We start from the raw sequence: 16,818 nt of genomic DNA on the forward strand, positions 1-16,818 counted from the left end.
GTCAGTCGACCGGGACGGACCGGGTCCGTTCGGCCGCCGGGCGGCGGGCCCTCAGCTCCTCGAAGCCGAGGACCGCCGCCAGCAGGGCCGCCGTGCCCGCGAGTTCGGCGAGCGCCGAGACCCGGGTGCCGAGCGGCACGCCGAGCGCCAGGACGGCGGCCGCCCCGACCAGCCGGGGCAGCAGCGGGCTCAGCCCGATGGTGCGGCGGATCGCGGTGTTGGCGACCAGGAAGAGCGCCACGCCGGCCGCCAGCGCCCCGGCGGTGTCGGTGTGCAGGACGTCCTCGGGGTGGGCGACGGCGGACTTGGCGCCGGTGGCCAGCAGGATGACGCCGAGCAGCAGCAGGTAGTGCCCGAGGTTGTAGAGCCGGATCGCGAGCCGGTTGCGCCGGGCGTCGTCGAGCCCGGCCATGAAGTGCACCGCCCGCTCGTCGTCGTCCTCGCCGAAGTACGCCCACCACAGGCCGACGCAGACCGCCAGCACCAGCATCGCCGCGGCGATCAGGGTGGCGGTCAGGTGCGCGTCGCCGATGCCGACGCCGATCGCGATCACCGACTCGCCGAAGGCGATGATCATCACCAGGCCGTGGCGCTCCACGAAGTGGTCCGAGCGGAGCTGGAACTGCGGGAGGTCCACCAGGTACGGGATGGCGAACTGCAGCGCGAACGCGGCCGTCCAGAGCAGCAGTTCGGCGGTGCCCTGGAGGTAGCCGCCGGCCACCACCAGGGCCGCGTTGACCAGGTTGAGCTGGCCCATCCGGGCCACCGAACGCGGTGACACGCCCGCACCGGCGAACATCCCGGTGTGCACGGCCACCACCAGCAGGTACGCCCAGCCGAACGCCGCGCCGCTGCCCTCGAAGGCGTGCGGCACGGTCAGCGAGATCACCAGGAAGCCCGCCATGCCGAGCAGCAGCAGGCCGCGCCGGGGGTGGGTCTCGGGTGGCATCGCGTTGGTGAGCCAGATGAAGGCGTCGTACATCCACCAGATGACCGCCAGCATCACCAGCACCCGGGCGAATCCGCTCGGGTCCAGGTGGTGGGCCAGACTGTCCGTCAACTGGGTGACGGTGAAGACGAAGACGAGGTCGAAGAAGAGCTCCAGCGGGCTGACCCTCAGCTCGGGTCGGGCCGCCGCCGGACGGGATGCGTCGGATATCACGCCGCGAGTATGGATCACCGGGCGCCCGGCCCGGGGCATCACGGGTTCAGTTCGCGAAACGTTTCTCGAACGCGGCGCGGTTCGCCGACTCCGGGACACGGTCCCAGACCGCGAAGACCACCCGGTCGAACGGGGCTCCGTGGGTCTGCAGCGCCTGCTCGAACGCCTCCGCGACCACCGCCGGGTCGTTGCGGAACACCCCGCAGCCCCACGCGCCGAGCACCAGCTCCTTCACCCCGTGCCGGGCCGCCACCGCCAGCACCCGCACCGCCCGCTCGGCCAGCTCCGGCCCGACGTCGACCGGCCGCCCGGCCGAGCGCAGGGCCAGCTGCCCGGCGTTGGGCGCCGGCGAGGTGAGGAACGAGACCGGGTACGGCTGCGCCAGCAGGTTCGCCCGATCGTCGCGGACCACCGGCACCTGCGGCGACCAGATCACCCGGTGGCTGTAGCGCAGGTCGGTGGAGGCCCGGTGCGCCTCGTAGTAGTCCGGTGCCTCCAGCAGGCAGCGGTAGAGCAGCGCGCTCCGGCACAGGTCCTCCTCCTGCGCCTTGGCGCCGCGCAGGTAGCCGCCGCCGGGGTTGCGCGCCGAGGCGAAGTTGAGCACCGCGACGTGCTCGCCGCCCTGCACCAGCAGCCGCCGGGCGGCCGTCATGCTGCCCTCGGCGGTCACCTCCGGCATCCCGGCGAACGGCCCGGTGGCCGGGCCGGGATCGGCGTCCGGCGGGTACGACACGGTGCCGGTCCGGGCGGCGGCCAGCGACTCGCCGATCCGCACCACCTCGCCGGACGGGGCTCGGTAGCTCCCCCGGTCGGCGATCTCCTCGTTCTCCACGGACAGGTTCCGGTTGCGACTGCTCATGGCGGCGACGCTACACCCAGTTGTTCTCAGATGGAGAATGATTAATCGGAGAGGGCCCGGAAACGCCGGGAGGACCCCGGAAACGCGGACGAGCCCGCCCCACCGGAGTGGGACGGGCTCGTCTCAGGAGTGCTGGGCGTCAGTTCTTCCAGCGCGGCTTGTTGCGGTCGCCGCCGCCGTTGAAGCCGCCGCGGTCACGGTCGCCGAAGGAACGGCCGCCACGGTCGTCACGGTTGAAGCCACCGCGGTCGTCACGGTTGAAGCCACCCGGGCGGCCACCGGAGCGGTGGTCGTCGCGGCGGGCGAACGGACGGCTGCTGCTGCTGCTGCCACCGCGGTCGTCACGGTTGAAGCCACCGCGCTCGCGGTCACGGTCACCGAAGGAACGGGCCGGACGGTCGCCGAACGAGCGGCCGCCACGGTCGTCACGGTTGAAGCCACCGCGGTCACGGTCGCCGAACGAGCGGCCGCCACGGTCGTCACGGTTGAAGCCACCGCGGTCGTCACGGTTGAAGCCACCGGAGCGGCCACCGCGGTCGTCACGGTTGAAGCCACCGCGCTCGCGGTCACGGTCACCGAACGAACGGGCCGGACGGTCGTCACGGTTGAACCCGCCGGAGCGGCCACCGCGGTCGTCACGGTTGAAGCCACCGGAGCGGCCACCGCGGTCGTCACGGTTGAAGCCGCCGCGCTCGCGGTCACGGTCACCGAACGAACGGGCCGGACGGTCGTCACGGTTGAAGCCACCGGAGCGGCCACCGCGGTCGTCACGGTCACGGTCGAAGGACCGGGCCGGACGCTCGGTGCGCTCGGTGCGCGCCTCGCGGTACGAGGGGGTGCGCTCCTCGGCCACCGGGGCGGCCGGAGCGGTCTCCTCGGCCGGGGCGCCCTCGGCGGCGGCCGGCTCGGCGTCCTCCTCGATGCCCAGGTCGGCACGCTCACGGGCGGCACGGGCGGCCAGGCGGTCGGCCTCCTCGCGCAGCTCGGTGGCGCGACGCTGCGCGCGCTCCAGCTCGCGGGTCAGCTCGGCGACCTCGCGCTCGGCGGCGCCGGCGATGCCGGACGCGCTCTCGGCCTGGACCTCGACCAGCGAGCGGGCGCCGGTGATCTTGGCAACCTCGGCGTCGAAGGCGTGGTCGAGGATGTGGCGCGAGGCGTCCACGCCCGCGTCCTCCATCAGGCGGAAGACGCCGCGGCGCTGGTGCGGCAGCACCAGGGTGACGACGGTGCCGGAGCGGCCGGCACGGGCGGTGCGGCCCGAGCGGTGCAGGTAGTCCTTGTGGTCACCGGCCGGGTCGACGTTCAGCACCAGGTCGATGCCGTCGACGTGGATGCCGCGGGCGGCGACGTCGGTGGCGACGACCACGTTGAGGTAGCCGTCCTTGAAGTCGCCGAGGACGCGGGTACGGGCGCCCTGGGTCATGCCGCCGTGCAGCGCGTCGGCCTTCACCCCGGCCTCCAGCAGCTGCTGGGCGACCCGGTCGGCACCCATCTGGGTGCGGACGAAGATGATCGTCCGGCCCTTGCGGGCGGCGATGGCGTTGGTGATCGGCGCCTTGTCCTTCGGCTTCACCACGAGGATGTGGTGGGTCATGGTGGTGACCGCGCCGGCCGACGGGTCGACCTCGTGGGTGACCGGGCTCTTCAGGTAGCGCTTGACCAGGGTGTCGATCTCGTTCTCCAGGGTGGCGGAGAACAGCAGGCGCTGGCCGCCGGCCGGCACCAGGTCGAGGATCTCGGTGACCTCGGGCAGGAAGCCCATGTCGGCCATCTGGTCGGCCTCGTCCAGGACGGCGATCTCGACGTCGTCCATCTTGGCGGAGCCGCGGTTGATCAGGTCGCGCAGACGGCCCGGGGTCGCCACCAGGACGTCCACGCCGCGCTCCAGCGCGTAGATCTGGTTGGACATCGAGGTACCGCCGCAGACCACCTTGAGGCGCAGGCCGAGCACCGAGCCGAAGGGCTCCAGGGCGTCGGCGACCTGCATGGCCAGCTCGCGGGTCGGGACCAGGATCAGGCCGCGCGGGTGCTTGGCACGGGTGCGGTCGCCGCCGGCCAGGCGGGTGAGCAGCGGCAGGCCGAAGCTCAGGGTCTTGCCGGAGCCGGTGCGGCCGCGGCCGAGCACGTCCTTGCCGGCCAGGGCGTCCGGGATGGTCGCGGCCTGGATCGGGAACGGGGTGGTGACCTCGCGCTTGGCGAGGGCGCGGACGATCTCGTCCGGCAGGCCCAGGTCACCGAAGGTGATGGTGGGCTCGGCGGCGGCCTCGTCCGCCTCGTCCGCCTCGTCGGCGGTGTCGAGGTCGGCGGAGTCCAGCGAGTCCAGGTCGTTGTCCAGCTCGGTCTCGATGTCGAGGTCGGCGGGGACGAGGATGTCGGCGGCGTCGTCACCGTTCGCGGGCATGGCGAAGCGGGCGTCGTCAACGAGAGACATGAAAAACCTTCCGGAAGTGGCACGCGCCAAAGTCCGGGGTTCTGTTTAAAACCGCCTCTATGCGGTCAGCCACGGATCGCCGGAACGCGCCAAGGGCGCCACGGGGATGTAGGGCGCCAGCCAAATGATTCAAACGAACGATCTACCACCATAGGGGAACCTCCGGATCAAAGGCAAATGCGCTGGCCAGACCGCTAATGCGGGGACGGAGCCTCGCTCACGGCCGGAGAACCGGGGGCACTGGGCGAAGGATCGGGCTGCGCCGACGGCGACGCCGCCGGGCTCCCGGCGGTCGCACTGGGCGAGGGCTGCGCCGGGGCGGACGGACTGGCCCCCGGCACGCCCGCGCTCGCCGAGGCGGACGGATGCGGCTCCGCCGACCCGCTCGCCCCCGGCACCACCACCGGCGGCCCCGGCACCCCGGCCATCGGCGGGGTCACCCCGGGGGCGGGCGTCGACGCGGACGACGCCGAGGCGGCCGGCGAGGCCGCATCGATGGAGAGCGTCCCGCCGTGCTCACCGCGCTGCCCGGCCGCGCCGCGGCCCGCGCTCCCGGCGCCGCCCGCCTTCCCCACCGGGCCCGACTGCCCGGACTGGCTCGCCCCGCCGGGCCCCGGCGCCGCGTCCGAACCGACCGACATGCACCCCGACAGCCCCAGCCCGGCGACCACCGCCAGCGCCGTGCCCACCGCCGCCCGGACCCTCCGGCGCCCCGCTCCGGCCGCCCTTACCGTCGAACCCGCCGAAACCGCCGAACCCGTCGAAACCCTCGAACCAACCGCCACCACCGAGCCACCTCCCGCGCAGGCCCGGACCGGGCCGCACCGACGTTCTCGGTGCCCAACGCGCGGGCCCCCCGGCGGACACGGCCGACCACCCCGAACGGCCCCGTACGCCCGCGTACGCCCCCTCCGGCCCTCCCTGCGACCCTCCCGGCGGCACGGACCGCCCAGTCGGACCCGCTCAGCCCCAGAACGCGTGACCCAGCGCCGAACCCACGTACACCGCGCCCAATCCGGCCATCAGCGTCCCCGCCACGTTCGCCACCGCGTAGAACCGCACCCCGCTCTCGGCCAGCCGCAGCGTCTCGTACGAGAACGTCGAGTACGTGGTCAGCGCCCCGCACAGCCCGGTGCCCAGCAGCAGCCGCACGTCCGGCGTGGCGACGGCGGCCAGCAGCCCCAGCAGCAGGCTGCCGGACACGTTCACGGCGAAGGTGCCCCACGGGAACACCGAGTCGTGCCGGGACTGCACCACCCGGTCGGTCAGGTAGCGCAGCGGCGCGCCGACGGCGGCGCCGGCGACCACCAGCAGCCAGCTCACGCCGGGTCCGCCTTCCGCCCGCCCCAGCGGTACACCTCGCAGCGGTCCAGCAGCACCGGCCCCCGGATCTCCAGCTCGTCCAGCTGCGGCAGGAACGCCCGGATCCGCTCCTCCTCGTCCACCACCACCACCGCGACCGGCAGGTCCTCGGCCAGCGACAGCAGCCGCGCCGTGTGCACCACCGAGGACGCGCCGAAGCCCTCCACGCCCCGGAACACGCTCGCCCCGGCCAGGCCCGCCGCGTGCGCCCGGTGCACGATCTCGCTGGACAGCGGCCGGTGCCGCCACCGGTCGTTCTCGCCCACCAGCACGGTGAGCCTCAGCACGGACCCGATCACCCCGCACCCCTCCGCTCCAGAGCCGCCAGCGCCCACCGGGTCGCCGCGGCCGCCGCCCACACCGCGCCGAGCGCGGCCAGCAGCGTGCCCGCCAGATACGCCAGCCCGCGCCCGGGCAGCCCGTGCTCGAACAGCTGCTGGATGTCCACCGCGTACGTCGAGAAGGTGGTGAACCCGCCCAGCACCCCGGTGCCGAAGAACGGGCGCAGCAGCGGATGCGGCCGCACCGGCCCCTCCGTGATCAGCACCAGGAACACCCCGATCACCGCGCAGCCCACCGCGTTCACCAGCAGGGTCGTCCACGGGAAGCCGTCCGGCGCGGTCGGCCACAGCAACCCCGCCCCGTACCGGGCACACGCCCCGAGCACCCCGCCGACCGCCACCACCGCGACCGCAGGCCCCTGCCCGCGCAACGGCCCCGGCGCCCGCACCGGGGCCGCCGGGCCGGAGGTCTGCAGACTGGCCGGATCCGAACGCACACCCCACAGTCAAGCACCCGCCCGGGCAAACTCCCGCGACGATCCCGGCGATCACCTGGCACGGCGTCACCGCACACCCGACAATGAGGCCGTGGAGATGAACCGGGACGAGTTCGAGACGCTGGTCGCCGACGCGCTCGACCAGATCCCCCCGCAGCTCGCCGCGATGATGGACAACGTCGCGGTCTTCGTCGAGGACGAGCCCGACCCCGCCACCCCCGACCTCCTCGGCCTCTACGAGGGCACCCCGCTCACCGAGCGCGGCGAGTGGTACGCCGGGGTCCTGCCCGACCGGATCATCGTCTACATGGGCCCCACCCTGCGGCACTGCGAGACCTACGACGAGACGGTCGACGAGGTCCGCACCACGGTCGTCCACGAGGTCGCCCACCACTTCGGCTTCGACGACCACGAGCTGCACGAGCTCGGCTGGTCCTGACTCCCCCTCCCGCCACGCCCGACCCGGCCGGCCGACACGACACCGACGGCCCCGCCGCAATCGTTTTGGTGTTCCCGCCCGGCATCCCATATGCTTCTCGACGTCCCCGGAACGCTGGAAACAGCGGAAACGGGCCGCAAGCCCTCATCGTCTAGTGGCCCAGGACGTCGCCCTTTCAAGGCGGTAGCACGGGTTCGAATCCCGTTGGGGGCACGCAGTACCGTAGTAAGGTCCTGTGCGGAGCAGTTCTCCGCGCCAGGTCCCGTGGAGCAGTTGGTTAGCTCGCCACCCTGTCAAGGTGGAGGTCGCGGGTTCAAGTCCCGTCGGGATCGCTCGTCTCGCAAGAGACGGTGCAGTACGGCCAGGTAGCTCAGTTGGTACGAGCGTCCGCCTGAAAAGCGGAAGGTCGCCGGTTCGACCCCGGCCCTGGCCACAGTAGACGGCCCCGCAGCGCACAGCGCTGCGGGGCTGTTCTCGTTCGGGCCGCGGCACGGCGAGGGGTGCCCGGGCCGGGTGGCCCGGGCCCGACGGGGTCAGACGCACTTCTCCTCGGTGCCGAACAGGGAGACGGCCGTCACCTTGGCGGTGTCGGTGGCGAAGAAGAGTTCCCAGCCGGGGGTGCCGTCGAGGGGGAGGGACCAGCCGCCCTCGGTGGCCTTGGCCTTGGGGTAGGCCTTCTTCAGCTCGTCCTCGGTGGAGCCGGTGCCGATGCCTTCTGCGGTGCGGGCCTTCGGCGGGGCGATGAGCTGCTTGAGGTGTCCGGTGGTGCCGAACTTGGCGCCGCCGGTGGCTTCGAAGGCCTTGTCGCGGGCGGCCATCAGCGTGGTCTCCTCGGCGATGGCGCTGGTGGAGTCGGAGAGCAGCTTGGCGACCTGGGCGGACCGGGCGGCGGCGTCGGCGTACTCGCGGGCGGAGGCCCCGGCGCCTGGCTGTCCGGCGGCGGCGGCCTCGGCCTGGGCGCGGTCGGCGGCGGCGCCGGTGTCCTTGACCTTGGTGGTGGCGGCCGATTCGGCGGCGATCACGGCGGGGTCGGCGGCGGGGCCGTCGTGGTAGCCGTAGAAGGCGCAGCCGCTGAGGGCGGAGAGCGGGGTGTTCTGCAGGGTGCCGCCGGCGAGGGCCGCGTCCTTGGTGGTGCCGGGGCCGAGGCCGCGGTAGCCCTTGGGTCCGAAGGTGTCGGAGGCCTTGGCCGAGGAGCCGTCCTGGCCGGCCTGGGAGCCGGTGCAGGCGGTCGCCGCGGCGAGCAGGGCGGCCGTGGCCAGGGCGGTGGTGAGGAGTCGGATGCCGCCCTGGCGCGGTGCGAAGGTCATTCAGGTGTCCCCGTGCTGCGTTGAGGTTGTCGTGGAGCGGCCGCCGGCTGGCGGCGGCCGCCGGACAGGTTCTCAACCAGGTCGGGAACGATCAAACGATTATCCGGCCGCCCGTCGGCAACGGGCGGCCGTTCGTCAGCGGCGGGTGGCCTGGCGGGTGCGGCGGGCCAGGCGGTGCAGGCGCTGGACGGCGACGAAGCGGTGCATCCGGTTGGCGAGGGTGAGCTGGTACTTGAGGCGGAGCTGGCCGTTGAGGGCGGCGAGCTGCTCGGTGCCGATGGCGTCGACCAGGCGGGCGACGTGCTCCTGGTAGGCGGCGCGGAAGGTGCGGTCGCCGTCGGGGACGGACCAGAAGAACATCGGGATCTCCTCGACCAGGCAGTTGCGGTCGTAGGAGCGCAGGTGGTCGCGGAACTTCGGGTCGGTCTGCTCCAGCAGCCAGGCACGGACCAGCTCCATCGACTTCACCCGGTCGACGACGCCCTTGGGGTCGGACTTCTGCTGGGTGATGGAGCGGTCGCCGTCCTCGCGGATCCGCCAGTGGTAGATCGGCTCGGAGAGCACGTCGACGCTCTTGGCGAGGTAGTGGTGCGGCACGCTGACCGGGGCGTCCTCGTACAGGATGCCCTCGGGGTAGAGGATGCCGGCGGTGTCGAAGAAGGAGCGGCGGTAGACCTTGTTCCAGGCGGTGCGGTCGGTGACCAGCGAGGGGATCTCCTGGACGGAGGTGCGCAGCCGGGTCTGCTGGAAGGGCTTGTTGTGGGCGTGCGAGGGGTGCAGGCCGTCGGAGCGCAGGCGCAGGGCCTTGCCGGTGCAGAAGTCGGAGCCGGTCTCGTCGAGGGTGTCGACCATGAGCTGGTAGGCGCCGGGCGGGAGGGTGTCGTCGCTGTCGACGAAGGCCAGGTAGTCGGTGCCGTCGGTGAGGTGGCGCCAACCGGTGTTGCGGGCGGCGCCGAGGCCCTTGTTCTGCTGCCGGACCACGCGGAACCGGCTGTCCTTGGCGGCGTACGCGTCGGCGATGGCGGGGCTGGTGTCCGTGGAGCCGTCGTCGACCATGACGCATTCGAAGTCGGTGAAGGTCTGGGCGGCGATCGAGTCGAGGCATTCCTCCAGGTAGCGCTCGACGTTGTAGATCGGGACGACGAGGGAGAGGCGGGGGGCCATCGCGGGCCTTTCACGTGGTGGTCGGAGCCCTGCGAACCGGTTCTCCGGGGGGTGACGGGCGCCAGGGGTGCGGGGTGGGACGGACGGAGTGGGACGGGCGGGCCGGTGGACGGCCGCTTCAGTGAGTGTGCCCGATGGTGGCGACCGGGCGGGAGGAGGGCAGTCCCCATTCGCTCCAGGAGCCGTCGTAGACGGTGACGTCGGAGTAGCCGGCCAGGGTTGCGCCGAGGGCGAGGACGCAGGCGGTGACGCCGGAGCCGCAGCTGGTGACGAGGCGGTCGCGGCCGTCGGCACGGTCGGCGATCCGGGTGCGCAGCTCGGCGGCGGGGAGCATCCGGCCGTCGGGGTGCTGGAGCTCGGCGAAGGGGAGGCTGCGGGAGCCGGGCATGTGGCCGCCACGCAGGCCGGGGCGGGGTTCGGGGGCCTGGCCGGTGAAGCGTTCGCGGGTGCGGGCGTCGAGGACGGCGGCGGCGGGGTCGGTGAGGGCGGCGGCGACGGTGTCGGCGTCGACCAGCAGGTGGGGGCGGGGGCGGGCGGTGAAGTCGCCCGGGGCGGGTGCCTGCGGGACGGAGGTGCCGGCCGGGGTGCCGTCGGGCAGGCCGGCGGCGGTCCAGGCGGGGCGGCCGCCGTCGAGGACGGCGGCGCGGTCGAAGCCCATGGCGCGCAGCATCCACCAGGCGCGGGCGCTGGAGTAGATGCCGTTGTTGTCGTAGACGACGACGGTGCCGGTGTCGTCGAGGCCGAGGGCGCGCATCGCGGTCTGGAACCGTTCGGCGTCCGGCATGGTGTGCGGGAGCGGGGAGCGGTGGTCGGAGAGCTCGCCGTCGATGTCGAAGGTGCGGGCGCCGGGGAGCGGGGGCAGGGTGCCGCGGGCGGGGCCGACGCTGGCGTCGAGGAGCAGCAGGCCGGGGTGGTCGAGGTGGCCGGCCAGCCAGTCGACCGTGACCAGGGGGCCGGGCAGGGGCAGCGCGTCCATCGGCCGCCTTCCTCTTCCTCGCGGTCGGGACGCTCCCGTTCCTCGCGGTCGGGGCGGGCCCGACGGACGCCATCCTGCCCTGTGGGCGGGCCGGGGCGGAATCCGGAGTTCGGCGGGCGGAGGAGGTCGCTCTGGCGCCGTTGCCCACCCCCGTGGGGCAGCGGCGCCCGAGCCTCGGGCTGCCGATCCTGCCGGGGCTGCTGAGGGCCTGTCAACTATCGTGGATTCTTGAGTGGACGGTTCCGCGTCCATCGGGCCCCACCCGCACCGTTTGGGCACACAGTCATCAACGATCGTGCAGATCGCTCCGTGGAAGGGATCCCGGGCGACCATCGGAACGTTCTATGATCCGCCTCATGACCACGGATTCTCCACGCGCGAGCGCTGCGGAAGCCCTTGACTTCGCGAGCAGGTTCCGACGCCTGATCGCGGTGATCTATCCCAAGGATCTGGGCCGGCCCTGGCGGGACTCGGAGATCGCCGAGGGCACCGGGCTGAGCGGCACGTACATCGGGAACCTGCGCAAGGGCACCCAGAAGCCCAGCCTGGAGAACGCCGTGAAGATCGCCAAGTTCTTCGGCGTCCCGCTGGACTACTTCAACGACTCCGCGACCGCGCAGGCGGTCGAGCGGGACCTGCAGAAGATCGAGGCGCTGCGCGACGCCCGGGTGGAGCGGATCGCGATGCGCGCGGCCGGGCTGCCGCCGGAGATGCAGGACGCCGCGCTCACTATGGTGGAGCAACTGCGCCGGGCGGTCGGACTGCCCGACGACGGCAGCCCCAAGGACTGACCGCGCCGTGGTCGAGCACCGGGGGGTGCCGCTGGGGCGCTGGCGGCTGCCGGAGGGGGAACACGTGCGGGGTGTGGGTCGGACGCGGCGCCGGATGCGGTCGGTCGCGCGCGGGCTGGAACTGCCGCCGCTCAGCACGGTCGAGGAGCTCTGCGAGGCGGTGGCCGAGCGCTGCGGGCGGCCGATCAGGCTGGAGCCGCGCCGGATGCGGGTGGGCGAGCCGTCCGGCTTCGTGGAGCGGCGGGCGGACGCCGACGTGATCCACTACGAGCAGGAGACCTCGGGCCTGCACCGGGCGCACATCATCTGCCACGAGCTGGCGCACCTGCTGTGCGGGCACCTGGCCGAGGTGCCGCCGCTGGACGAGGAGACCGCGCGGGTCGAACTGCCCACCATCGACCCGGAGATGCTGCGGCTGGTGCTGGGCCGCTCGCACTACGACGACGCGGCCGAGGAGGAGGCGGAGGTGCTGGGCGCCGAGCTGCTGCGGATCCTGGTGCTCGCCCCCGGCGACGGCACCACCTCGCAGCTGGCGCCGGCCATGGAGCACCGCAAGGGGCAGCATGTCTGAGCTGCCCTTCGACGTGGTCTACCTGGGCATCGGTGTGCTGGCCTGGGTGGTGGCGGTCTCCAAGTTCCGGGCCTGGCGGCGGGATCCGTCGTTCGGGCTGCTGGTGGTGGCGCTGGCGATCGCCTCGCCGTCCACCGCGTTCCTGTGCGCGGCGCCGCCGGTGTACCGGCTGATCGACCGGCTCACCGGGGTGGGCAACCTGGCCACCCTCTTCGTGTACCTCGGCATCATGGGCTTCTCCGCGGCGACCGTGGTGCTGGCGCTGCTGTGGACGCCGCCCGGGGCGCGGGCCGGCGGCGCGGGCATCTGGGCGGCGGCGAGCGGCGGGACGGTCCGGCGCCGGGTGCGCGGGCGGCTCGCGGTGTTCGCGGTGGCCGTGCCGGCGATGGCCGGGCTGTTCCTGGCCGGCGGCCCGTACCGGCCGGAGACGCCGCTGACCTTCGACACCACGTTCGCGGCGGGCGGCGCGGTCGCCCTGTTCCTCGCGATCTACCAGGGGCTGTTCGCCTTCGCGCTGGTCGACATCGGCCGGGTCTGCCTGGGCCACGCCGCCCGGCTGCCCGCGGGGTGGCTGCGGCGGGGCATCCGCTCGCTGGCGGCCGGCGCGCTGACCGCCTGCGGGTACGTGCTGTGCAAGATCGTCGCGATCGGCGCCGCGTACGGCGGGGTGGACGGGCTGGAGTGGCTGAGCACCGGGGTCGGCCCGGCGTTCGCCGCGGCCGGCGCCGTCCTGATCACGGTGGGCTTCGCGGGGCCGGCCGGCGCCGCCTGGACGCGGCGGCGCAGCGACTACCGGGCGCTGCGGCCGCTCTGGGACCTCGCGTACCGGGCCGACCGGCGGCTCGCCCTGGAGACCCCGCCGCCGCTGTGGCAGGAGCGGCTGGCCCTGCGCGACCTGGAGTGGCGCACCACCCGCCGGGTGCTGGAGATCCGCGACGGGCAGCTCACGCTGCGCCCGTGGGTCGATCCGGCGGTGGTCGCGGCCGCACGGGAGGCCGCGGAGCGGGCCGGGCTCGGCCCGGAGCGGCGGGACGCACTGGTGGTCGCGGCGGCGCTGCGGGCGGCCGTGGAGGCGCTGGACGGCGGGGCGGCCCCGCGTCCGCGGGAGGAGCAGGTCACGCTGCCCGGGCTGGACGCCGAGCCGGTGCAGGAGCGGGCCCACCTGGTACGGGTGTCGCGCAGCCTGTCGGCGCCGGAGGCCGCGCCGGACGCCCGGCCGGTGCGGGTGGGCTGACGGTGCCCGGGGACGCGTTCGCGCGGCTGGTGCTGGAGGAGCTGCCGCAGTCGGCCCGGGTGGGGCTGACCCTGGGGTTCGTCCGGACGTACGGGGTGCCGGAGATCGCCCGGGTGCTGCACGGCAGCGGGGAGCTGCTGACCGCCCCGAAGGCGCGGGCGAAGGCGACCGGGGCGACCATGTTCGCGCTGATCCGGCACGGGGTGGAGAGCGCCGAGGGGCGCGCGCTGGTGGCGCGGCTGCGCGAGGTGCACCGGCGGCCGGGCGTCGACGGCGAGCTGATGGCGTACGTGCTGGGGTGCTTCACGGTGTGCCCGGTGGCGTTCGTCGACGCGTACGGGCGGCGCCGGGCGACGCCGGCGGAGCGGGACGGGGCGTTCGCCTTCCTCGACGCGCTGGGGGCGGCGCTGGAGCTGCCGTCGGTGGGGCGGGACTTCGCCGAAGTTGCCCGCTGGATGGCCGAGTTCGAGCGGTCGCGGTTCGGGCGCAGCGAGGCCGGGCAGGCACTGTGGGCCGCCACGAACGGCTTGCTGGCGAGCCGCTTGCCCCGACCGGTACGACGGCTGGCCCCGTTCGTGGCGGCAGCACTGCTCGACGCGTCGCTCGCCGACGCCCTGGGGGTCCGGCGGCCGCCGCGGCCGGTCCGGTGGCTCACCGGGCGGGCGCTCGGCCTGCTGCGGTAGCCACCGGACCGGCCGTGGCCGGCGCCGCCGTCGGCACGGCGGCCGGCGCGGCGGTCAGCGCGGCGGTCAGCGCGGCGGGATGTTGAAGTTGACGCGGAAGAGGTTCTCCGGGTCGTACGCCGCCTTGACGGCGGCGAGCCGGCCGTAGGTGGCGGCGTCGAAGGCGCGGCTGACGGACTGCGCCCCGGCGTCGTCGATGCCGAAGAAGTTGGCGAACGCCCCGCCGGTGCTCCACGGCCGCAGGCTCTCGTGCAGGGTGGTGTGGGCCGCGCGGATCTCCTCCAGCCGGCCCGGCTCCAGGATGCAGGTGGAGAAGAGCATGTACCGGGCGTCGCGGCCGCCGACGGCGTTGGCGACGGCCGGCTGCCGGGCGTAGGCGCCGCCCTGCTGGCGGATCTCGGCGATCAGCGGGGAGCCGGCGTCGGGCCCGGCCAGGTCGAGCAGGGTGTCGAGGGTGGCGGGCTCCAGGGTGCGCAGCGCGGTGTTGCGGTCGAACGCGGGGTGCGGCATCGGCGGTTCGTGGTGGATGCTGCCGGCGTCGGTGAAGGGGAGCTCGCGCAGGGTGTCCAGCAGGGGGGTGCCGAGCGCGCGCAGCGGGGCGACCAGGGCCTCGCCGTCGGCGGTGGCGCCGCTCCAGGCGATCCGGACGTGGGCGACGTAGCGGCCGCGCAGCGGTTCGGGGAGGACCGGCAGGTCGGGGTAGCGGATCAGCTGGAGGGAGGAGGACATCTCCTCGGGCAGGTCGGCGGTCCAGCCGGCCCAGCCGTGCAGCACCTTCGCGGCGTCGTCGGCGCCGAAGTAGAGGCCGCCGCCGTAGAGCGTGGTGAGCGGGAAGAGGTCGATCTCCATCTCGACGACGACGCCGAAGTTGTCCTTGCCGCCGCGCAGCGCCCAGAACAGGTCGGGCTCGTGGTCGGGGCTCGCGGTGCGCAGTTCGCCGTCGGCGGTGACGACGGTGAGGCGGCGGACGTGGTCGGCGGCGTAGCCGTGGCGGCGGCCGAGGAGTCCGATGCCGCCGCCGAGGGTGTAGCCGACGGCGCCGACGTCCGGGTTGGAGCCGCTGAGCGGGACCAGGCCGTGCGGGGCGGTGGCGGCGAGCACCTCGTGCCAGCGGACGCCGGCGGCGACGGTGGCGGTGCGGGCGGCGGCGTCGACGGTGACGCCCTTCATCCGGCGGGTGGAGACGACCAGCTGGCCGTCGGTGGGGACGGAGATGCCGTGCCCGGTCGCCTGGACGGCGACGCCGAGGCCGTGTTCGGCCGCGTACCGGACGGCGGCCTGCACGTCCGCCGGTCCGGTGGCGCCGACCACCAGCGCGGGGTGGTGGTCGAGCGCGAGGTTGTAGCCTGCGCGTTCTGCGTCGTAGCCGTCGTCGCCCGGCCGGAACACCGGCCCTGTTGTCCCGATCATGCCGTCGACGCTAGCGGCGGTCGCGGGGCCCGCGGGGGCCGGCCGGGCGCTCTGTGTCAGGTCGGACGGCGTCGCGGCCGGGCGCCGGTTACGGTTCATGCGCCGATGTCGTAGGGGCGGGTCATGACCTCCAGGGCGTGGCCGTCCGGGTCGTCGAAGTAGACGCCGCGGCCGCCGTGCCATTCGTTGATCCGGCCGGGCTGACGGTGGAACGGGTCGGCCCAGTAAGTGAGTCCGCGGTCCTTGATCCGGCCGAAGATCTCGTCGAACTCGTCCTCGCCGACCAGGAAGGCGTAGTGCTGCGGGGTGATCGGCCCGTCGGCCCGGATCACGTCGAGCGAGATCTCGTTGCTCAGCTGCACGACCTGGAACGGCCCGTACTCGACCGGGTCCGGCAGGCCGAGCAGCTCGACCAGGAATCGGGCCGAGGCGCGATTGTCGCTCGCGTTCAGGATGGTGTGGTTCAGCTGGACGGCCATGCTCGGGCCCTTTCGTCGGACGGCGGTCGTTGTGTCACGACCGTAGAACTTCAAGCCCGCTTCAAGTCAAGGGGAACCTCCGTGGAGCTGACCGTGGTTGACGTCGCGCCGGACGATCCGGCGCTGGCCCGGGACGTGGCGCCGCTGGTCCGGCTGCTGCGTCCGCGCCTCGACGCCGAGGGCTTCGCCGCCTTCGCCGCCGAAGCGCAGGCCCAGGGGCTGGTGTTCACCGCCGCGTACGACGGCGCGGACCGCTGCCTGGCGGTGGCGGGGTACCGGGTGCTGGCGACCAGCCGCGGCCGGCTGCTCTTCGTCGACGACCTGGTGACGGCCGACGCCGCGCGGTCGACCGGGGTCGGGGCGCGGCTGTTCGAGGAGCTGCGGGAGCGGGCCCGGCGGCACGGGTGCGTGCGGATCGAGCTGGACTCCGGGACGGCGAACCACGGCGCGCACCGTTTCTACCACGCGCGGCGGATGGCGGTCACCGCGCTGCATTTCGGCCTGGAGATCTGACCCGGGGCATTCTGTGTCAGGTCCGCCGACGGACTTGACGGACCCCGCCGGGCGTCTTTGACCGCCCTTCCGGCGGCTCGCCAGGATTTCGGCCATGGGCGAAAACACGATCGAAAACACGCCGCTTTTCCAGGTCCGCGCCGAGCGCCGCGTCTCCGCCGCGCCGGCCGCCGTCTACGCCGTGGTCAGCGACCTCCCGCGCAGTGGCGAATGGAGCCCGGAATGCCAGGGCGGGGAATGGATCTCCGGCGCGCCGGGCGAGGTCGGCTCGGTGTTCCGCGGTGAGAACCTGCGCAGCGAGGAGGTCGTCTCCTGGGCGCCGGTGGTCCGCGGCACCTGGCACACCCACGCCGAGGTGGTCGCCGCCGAGCCGGCCCGCACCTTCCGCTGGGCGATGCAGGACAGCCGGGGCCGGGCCCAGCAGTCCGTCTGGGGCTTCGACGTGGAGCCGGACGGCGAGGGCAGCGTACTGGTCCACCACTTCGAGATGGCCTCGGCCACCGAGGGAATCCGCGGCATCACCGCCGAAATGGACGACGTGGAGAAGAAGCAGTTCTTCACCGACTGGGGCGTCAAGCTGGAGCAGGACCTCGGCGTGACCCTCGAACGCATCAAGCTCGTCATCGAAAAGAACTGATCGCTTTTTCCCGCGCGGATTT

Annotated in this window: 18 protein-coding genes and 3 tRNA genes; 10 read left to right on the top strand and 11 right to left on the bottom strand. The window is 73.7% G+C overall.

Annotation, left to right across the window (positions count from 1 at the left end; translation table 11 throughout):
- Position 1: 1 nt before the first annotated feature.
- From ACGFX4_RS08110 to ACGFX4_RS08135, 6 genes are all read right to left on the bottom strand, one after another.
- On the bottom strand, positions 2-1,162 hold the full coding sequence (locus tag ACGFX4_RS08110) for a low temperature requirement protein A (RefSeq protein ID WP_393071151.1): 1,161 nt from the start codon (positions 1,160-1,162) through the stop codon (positions 2-4).
- Between the two features lie 46 nt (positions 1,163-1,208).
- Positions 1,209-2,021: a TIGR02452 family protein gene (locus tag ACGFX4_RS08115; protein ID WP_393071152.1), complete on the bottom strand. Its 813-nt coding sequence runs from the start codon at positions 2,019-2,021 to the stop codon at positions 1,209-1,211.
- 139 nt (positions 2,022-2,160) lie between these two features.
- The gene (locus ACGFX4_RS08120; protein WP_393071153.1) at positions 2,161-4,452 is read right to left on the bottom strand and encodes a DEAD/DEAH box helicase; all 2,292 of its coding nucleotides are present in this window, start codon (positions 4,450-4,452) and stop codon (positions 2,161-2,163) included.
- A gap of 963 nt (positions 4,453-5,415) precedes the next feature.
- Positions 5,416-5,775, bottom strand: a complete 360-nt coding sequence (crcB, locus tag ACGFX4_RS08125) for a fluoride efflux transporter CrcB (RefSeq protein WP_393071154.1) — start codon at positions 5,773-5,775, stop codon at positions 5,416-5,418.
- Positions 5,772-6,113, bottom strand: a complete 342-nt coding sequence (locus ACGFX4_RS08130) for a DUF190 domain-containing protein (protein WP_393071155.1) — start codon at positions 6,111-6,113, stop codon at positions 5,772-5,774. Before ACGFX4_RS08130 ends, crcB begins: the two co-directional genes overlap by 4 nt.
- The gene (locus tag ACGFX4_RS08135; RefSeq protein WP_393071156.1) at positions 6,110-6,592 is read right to left on the bottom strand and encodes a CrcB family protein; all 483 of its coding nucleotides are present in this window, start codon (positions 6,590-6,592) and stop codon (positions 6,110-6,112) included. Before ACGFX4_RS08135 ends, ACGFX4_RS08130 begins: the two co-directional genes overlap by 4 nt.
- 97 nt (positions 6,593-6,689) lie before the next feature.
- Here ACGFX4_RS08135 and ACGFX4_RS08140 point away from each other — a divergent pair, with 97 nt between their 5' ends.
- The 4 genes from ACGFX4_RS08140 to ACGFX4_RS08155 all read left to right on the top strand — a co-directional run bounded on the left by ACGFX4_RS08140 (position 6,690) and on the right by ACGFX4_RS08155 (position 7,464).
- The gene (locus ACGFX4_RS08140; RefSeq protein ID WP_393071326.1) at positions 6,690-7,031 is read left to right on the top strand and encodes a metallopeptidase family protein; all 342 of its coding nucleotides are present in this window, start codon (positions 6,690-6,692) and stop codon (positions 7,029-7,031) included.
- 140 nt (positions 7,032-7,171) lie between these two features.
- Positions 7,172-7,244 (top strand) — tRNA-Glu (locus ACGFX4_RS08145).
- A gap of 45 nt (positions 7,245-7,289) precedes the next feature.
- Positions 7,290-7,363, top strand: a tRNA-Asp gene (locus ACGFX4_RS08150).
- Positions 7,364-7,390: 27 nt separating this feature from the next.
- Positions 7,391-7,464 (top strand) — tRNA-Phe (locus ACGFX4_RS08155).
- A gap of 100 nt (positions 7,465-7,564) precedes the next feature.
- On the opposite strand, the gene ACGFX4_RS08160 is transcribed toward ACGFX4_RS08155, so the two are convergent.
- The 3 genes from ACGFX4_RS08160 to ACGFX4_RS08170 all read right to left on the bottom strand — a co-directional run bounded on the left by ACGFX4_RS08160 (position 7,565) and on the right by ACGFX4_RS08170 (position 10,478).
- A complete protein-coding gene (locus tag ACGFX4_RS08160; RefSeq protein ID WP_393071157.1) occupies positions 7,565-8,338 on the bottom strand; it encodes a hypothetical protein in 774 nt (257 codons plus the stop codon).
- Between the two features lie 135 nt (positions 8,339-8,473).
- Positions 8,474-9,502, bottom strand: coding sequence for a glycosyltransferase family 2 protein (locus ACGFX4_RS08165; RefSeq protein WP_393071158.1), 1,029 nt, complete (start codon positions 9,500-9,502; stop codon positions 8,474-8,476).
- Between the two features lie 118 nt (positions 9,503-9,620).
- Positions 9,621-10,478, bottom strand: coding sequence for a sulfurtransferase (locus tag ACGFX4_RS08170; RefSeq protein WP_393071159.1), 858 nt, complete (start codon positions 10,476-10,478; stop codon positions 9,621-9,623).
- 356 nt (positions 10,479-10,834) lie between these two features.
- Here ACGFX4_RS08170 and ACGFX4_RS08175 point away from each other — a divergent pair, with 356 nt between their 5' ends.
- From ACGFX4_RS08175 to ACGFX4_RS08190, 4 genes are all read left to right on the top strand, one after another.
- Complete coding sequence (locus ACGFX4_RS08175; protein ID WP_393071160.1) at positions 10,835-11,269, top strand: helix-turn-helix domain-containing protein; 435 nt, start codon at positions 10,835-10,837, stop codon at positions 11,267-11,269.
- Between the two features lie 94 nt (positions 11,270-11,363).
- Entirely contained in the window at positions 11,364-11,840 is a 477-nt protein-coding gene (locus tag ACGFX4_RS08180; RefSeq protein ID WP_393071161.1) for a ParH-like protein, read from the top strand.
- Positions 11,833-13,074, top strand: a complete 1,242-nt coding sequence (locus tag ACGFX4_RS08185; RefSeq protein ID WP_393071162.1) for an MAB_1171c family putative transporter — start codon at positions 11,833-11,835, stop codon at positions 13,072-13,074. Before ACGFX4_RS08180 ends, ACGFX4_RS08185 begins: the two co-directional genes overlap by 8 nt.
- Positions 13,075-13,076: 2 nt before the next feature.
- Entirely contained in the window at positions 13,077-13,757 is a 681-nt protein-coding gene (locus tag ACGFX4_RS08190; RefSeq protein ID WP_393071163.1) for an oxygenase MpaB family protein, read from the top strand.
- A gap of 66 nt (positions 13,758-13,823) precedes the next feature.
- Here the strand turns inward: ACGFX4_RS08190 and ACGFX4_RS08195 are convergent, their stop codons facing one another.
- Positions 13,824-15,167, bottom strand: coding sequence for an FAD-binding oxidoreductase (locus ACGFX4_RS08195; RefSeq protein ID WP_393071164.1), 1,344 nt, complete (start codon positions 15,165-15,167; stop codon positions 13,824-13,826).
- 95 nt (positions 15,168-15,262) lie between these two features.
- Positions 15,263-15,646 (bottom strand): VOC family protein, encoded by a 384-nt coding sequence (locus ACGFX4_RS08200; protein ID WP_393071165.1) that lies wholly within the window; start codon positions 15,644-15,646, stop codon positions 15,263-15,265.
- Between the two features lie 81 nt (positions 15,647-15,727).
- Here ACGFX4_RS08200 and ACGFX4_RS08205 point away from each other — a divergent pair, with 81 nt between their 5' ends.
- Both ACGFX4_RS08205 and ACGFX4_RS08210 read left to right on the top strand, forming a co-directional pair.
- Positions 15,728-16,159 carry a GNAT family N-acetyltransferase gene (locus ACGFX4_RS08205; protein WP_393071166.1) on the top strand — a complete coding sequence of 144 codons (432 nt, stop codon included), beginning with the start codon at positions 15,728-15,730 and terminating at the stop codon, positions 16,157-16,159.
- Between the two features lie 94 nt (positions 16,160-16,253).
- Positions 16,254-16,796 carry an SRPBCC family protein gene (locus ACGFX4_RS08210; RefSeq protein WP_393071167.1) on the top strand — a complete coding sequence of 181 codons (543 nt, stop codon included), beginning with the start codon at positions 16,254-16,256 and terminating at the stop codon, positions 16,794-16,796.
- The last annotated feature ends 22 nt before the right edge of the window (positions 16,797-16,818 follow it).

This window comes from Kitasatospora sp. NPDC048365 (assembly GCF_043200835.1).
Lineage (GTDB): Bacteria > Actinomycetota > Actinomycetes > Streptomycetales > Streptomycetaceae > Kitasatospora > Kitasatospora terrestris.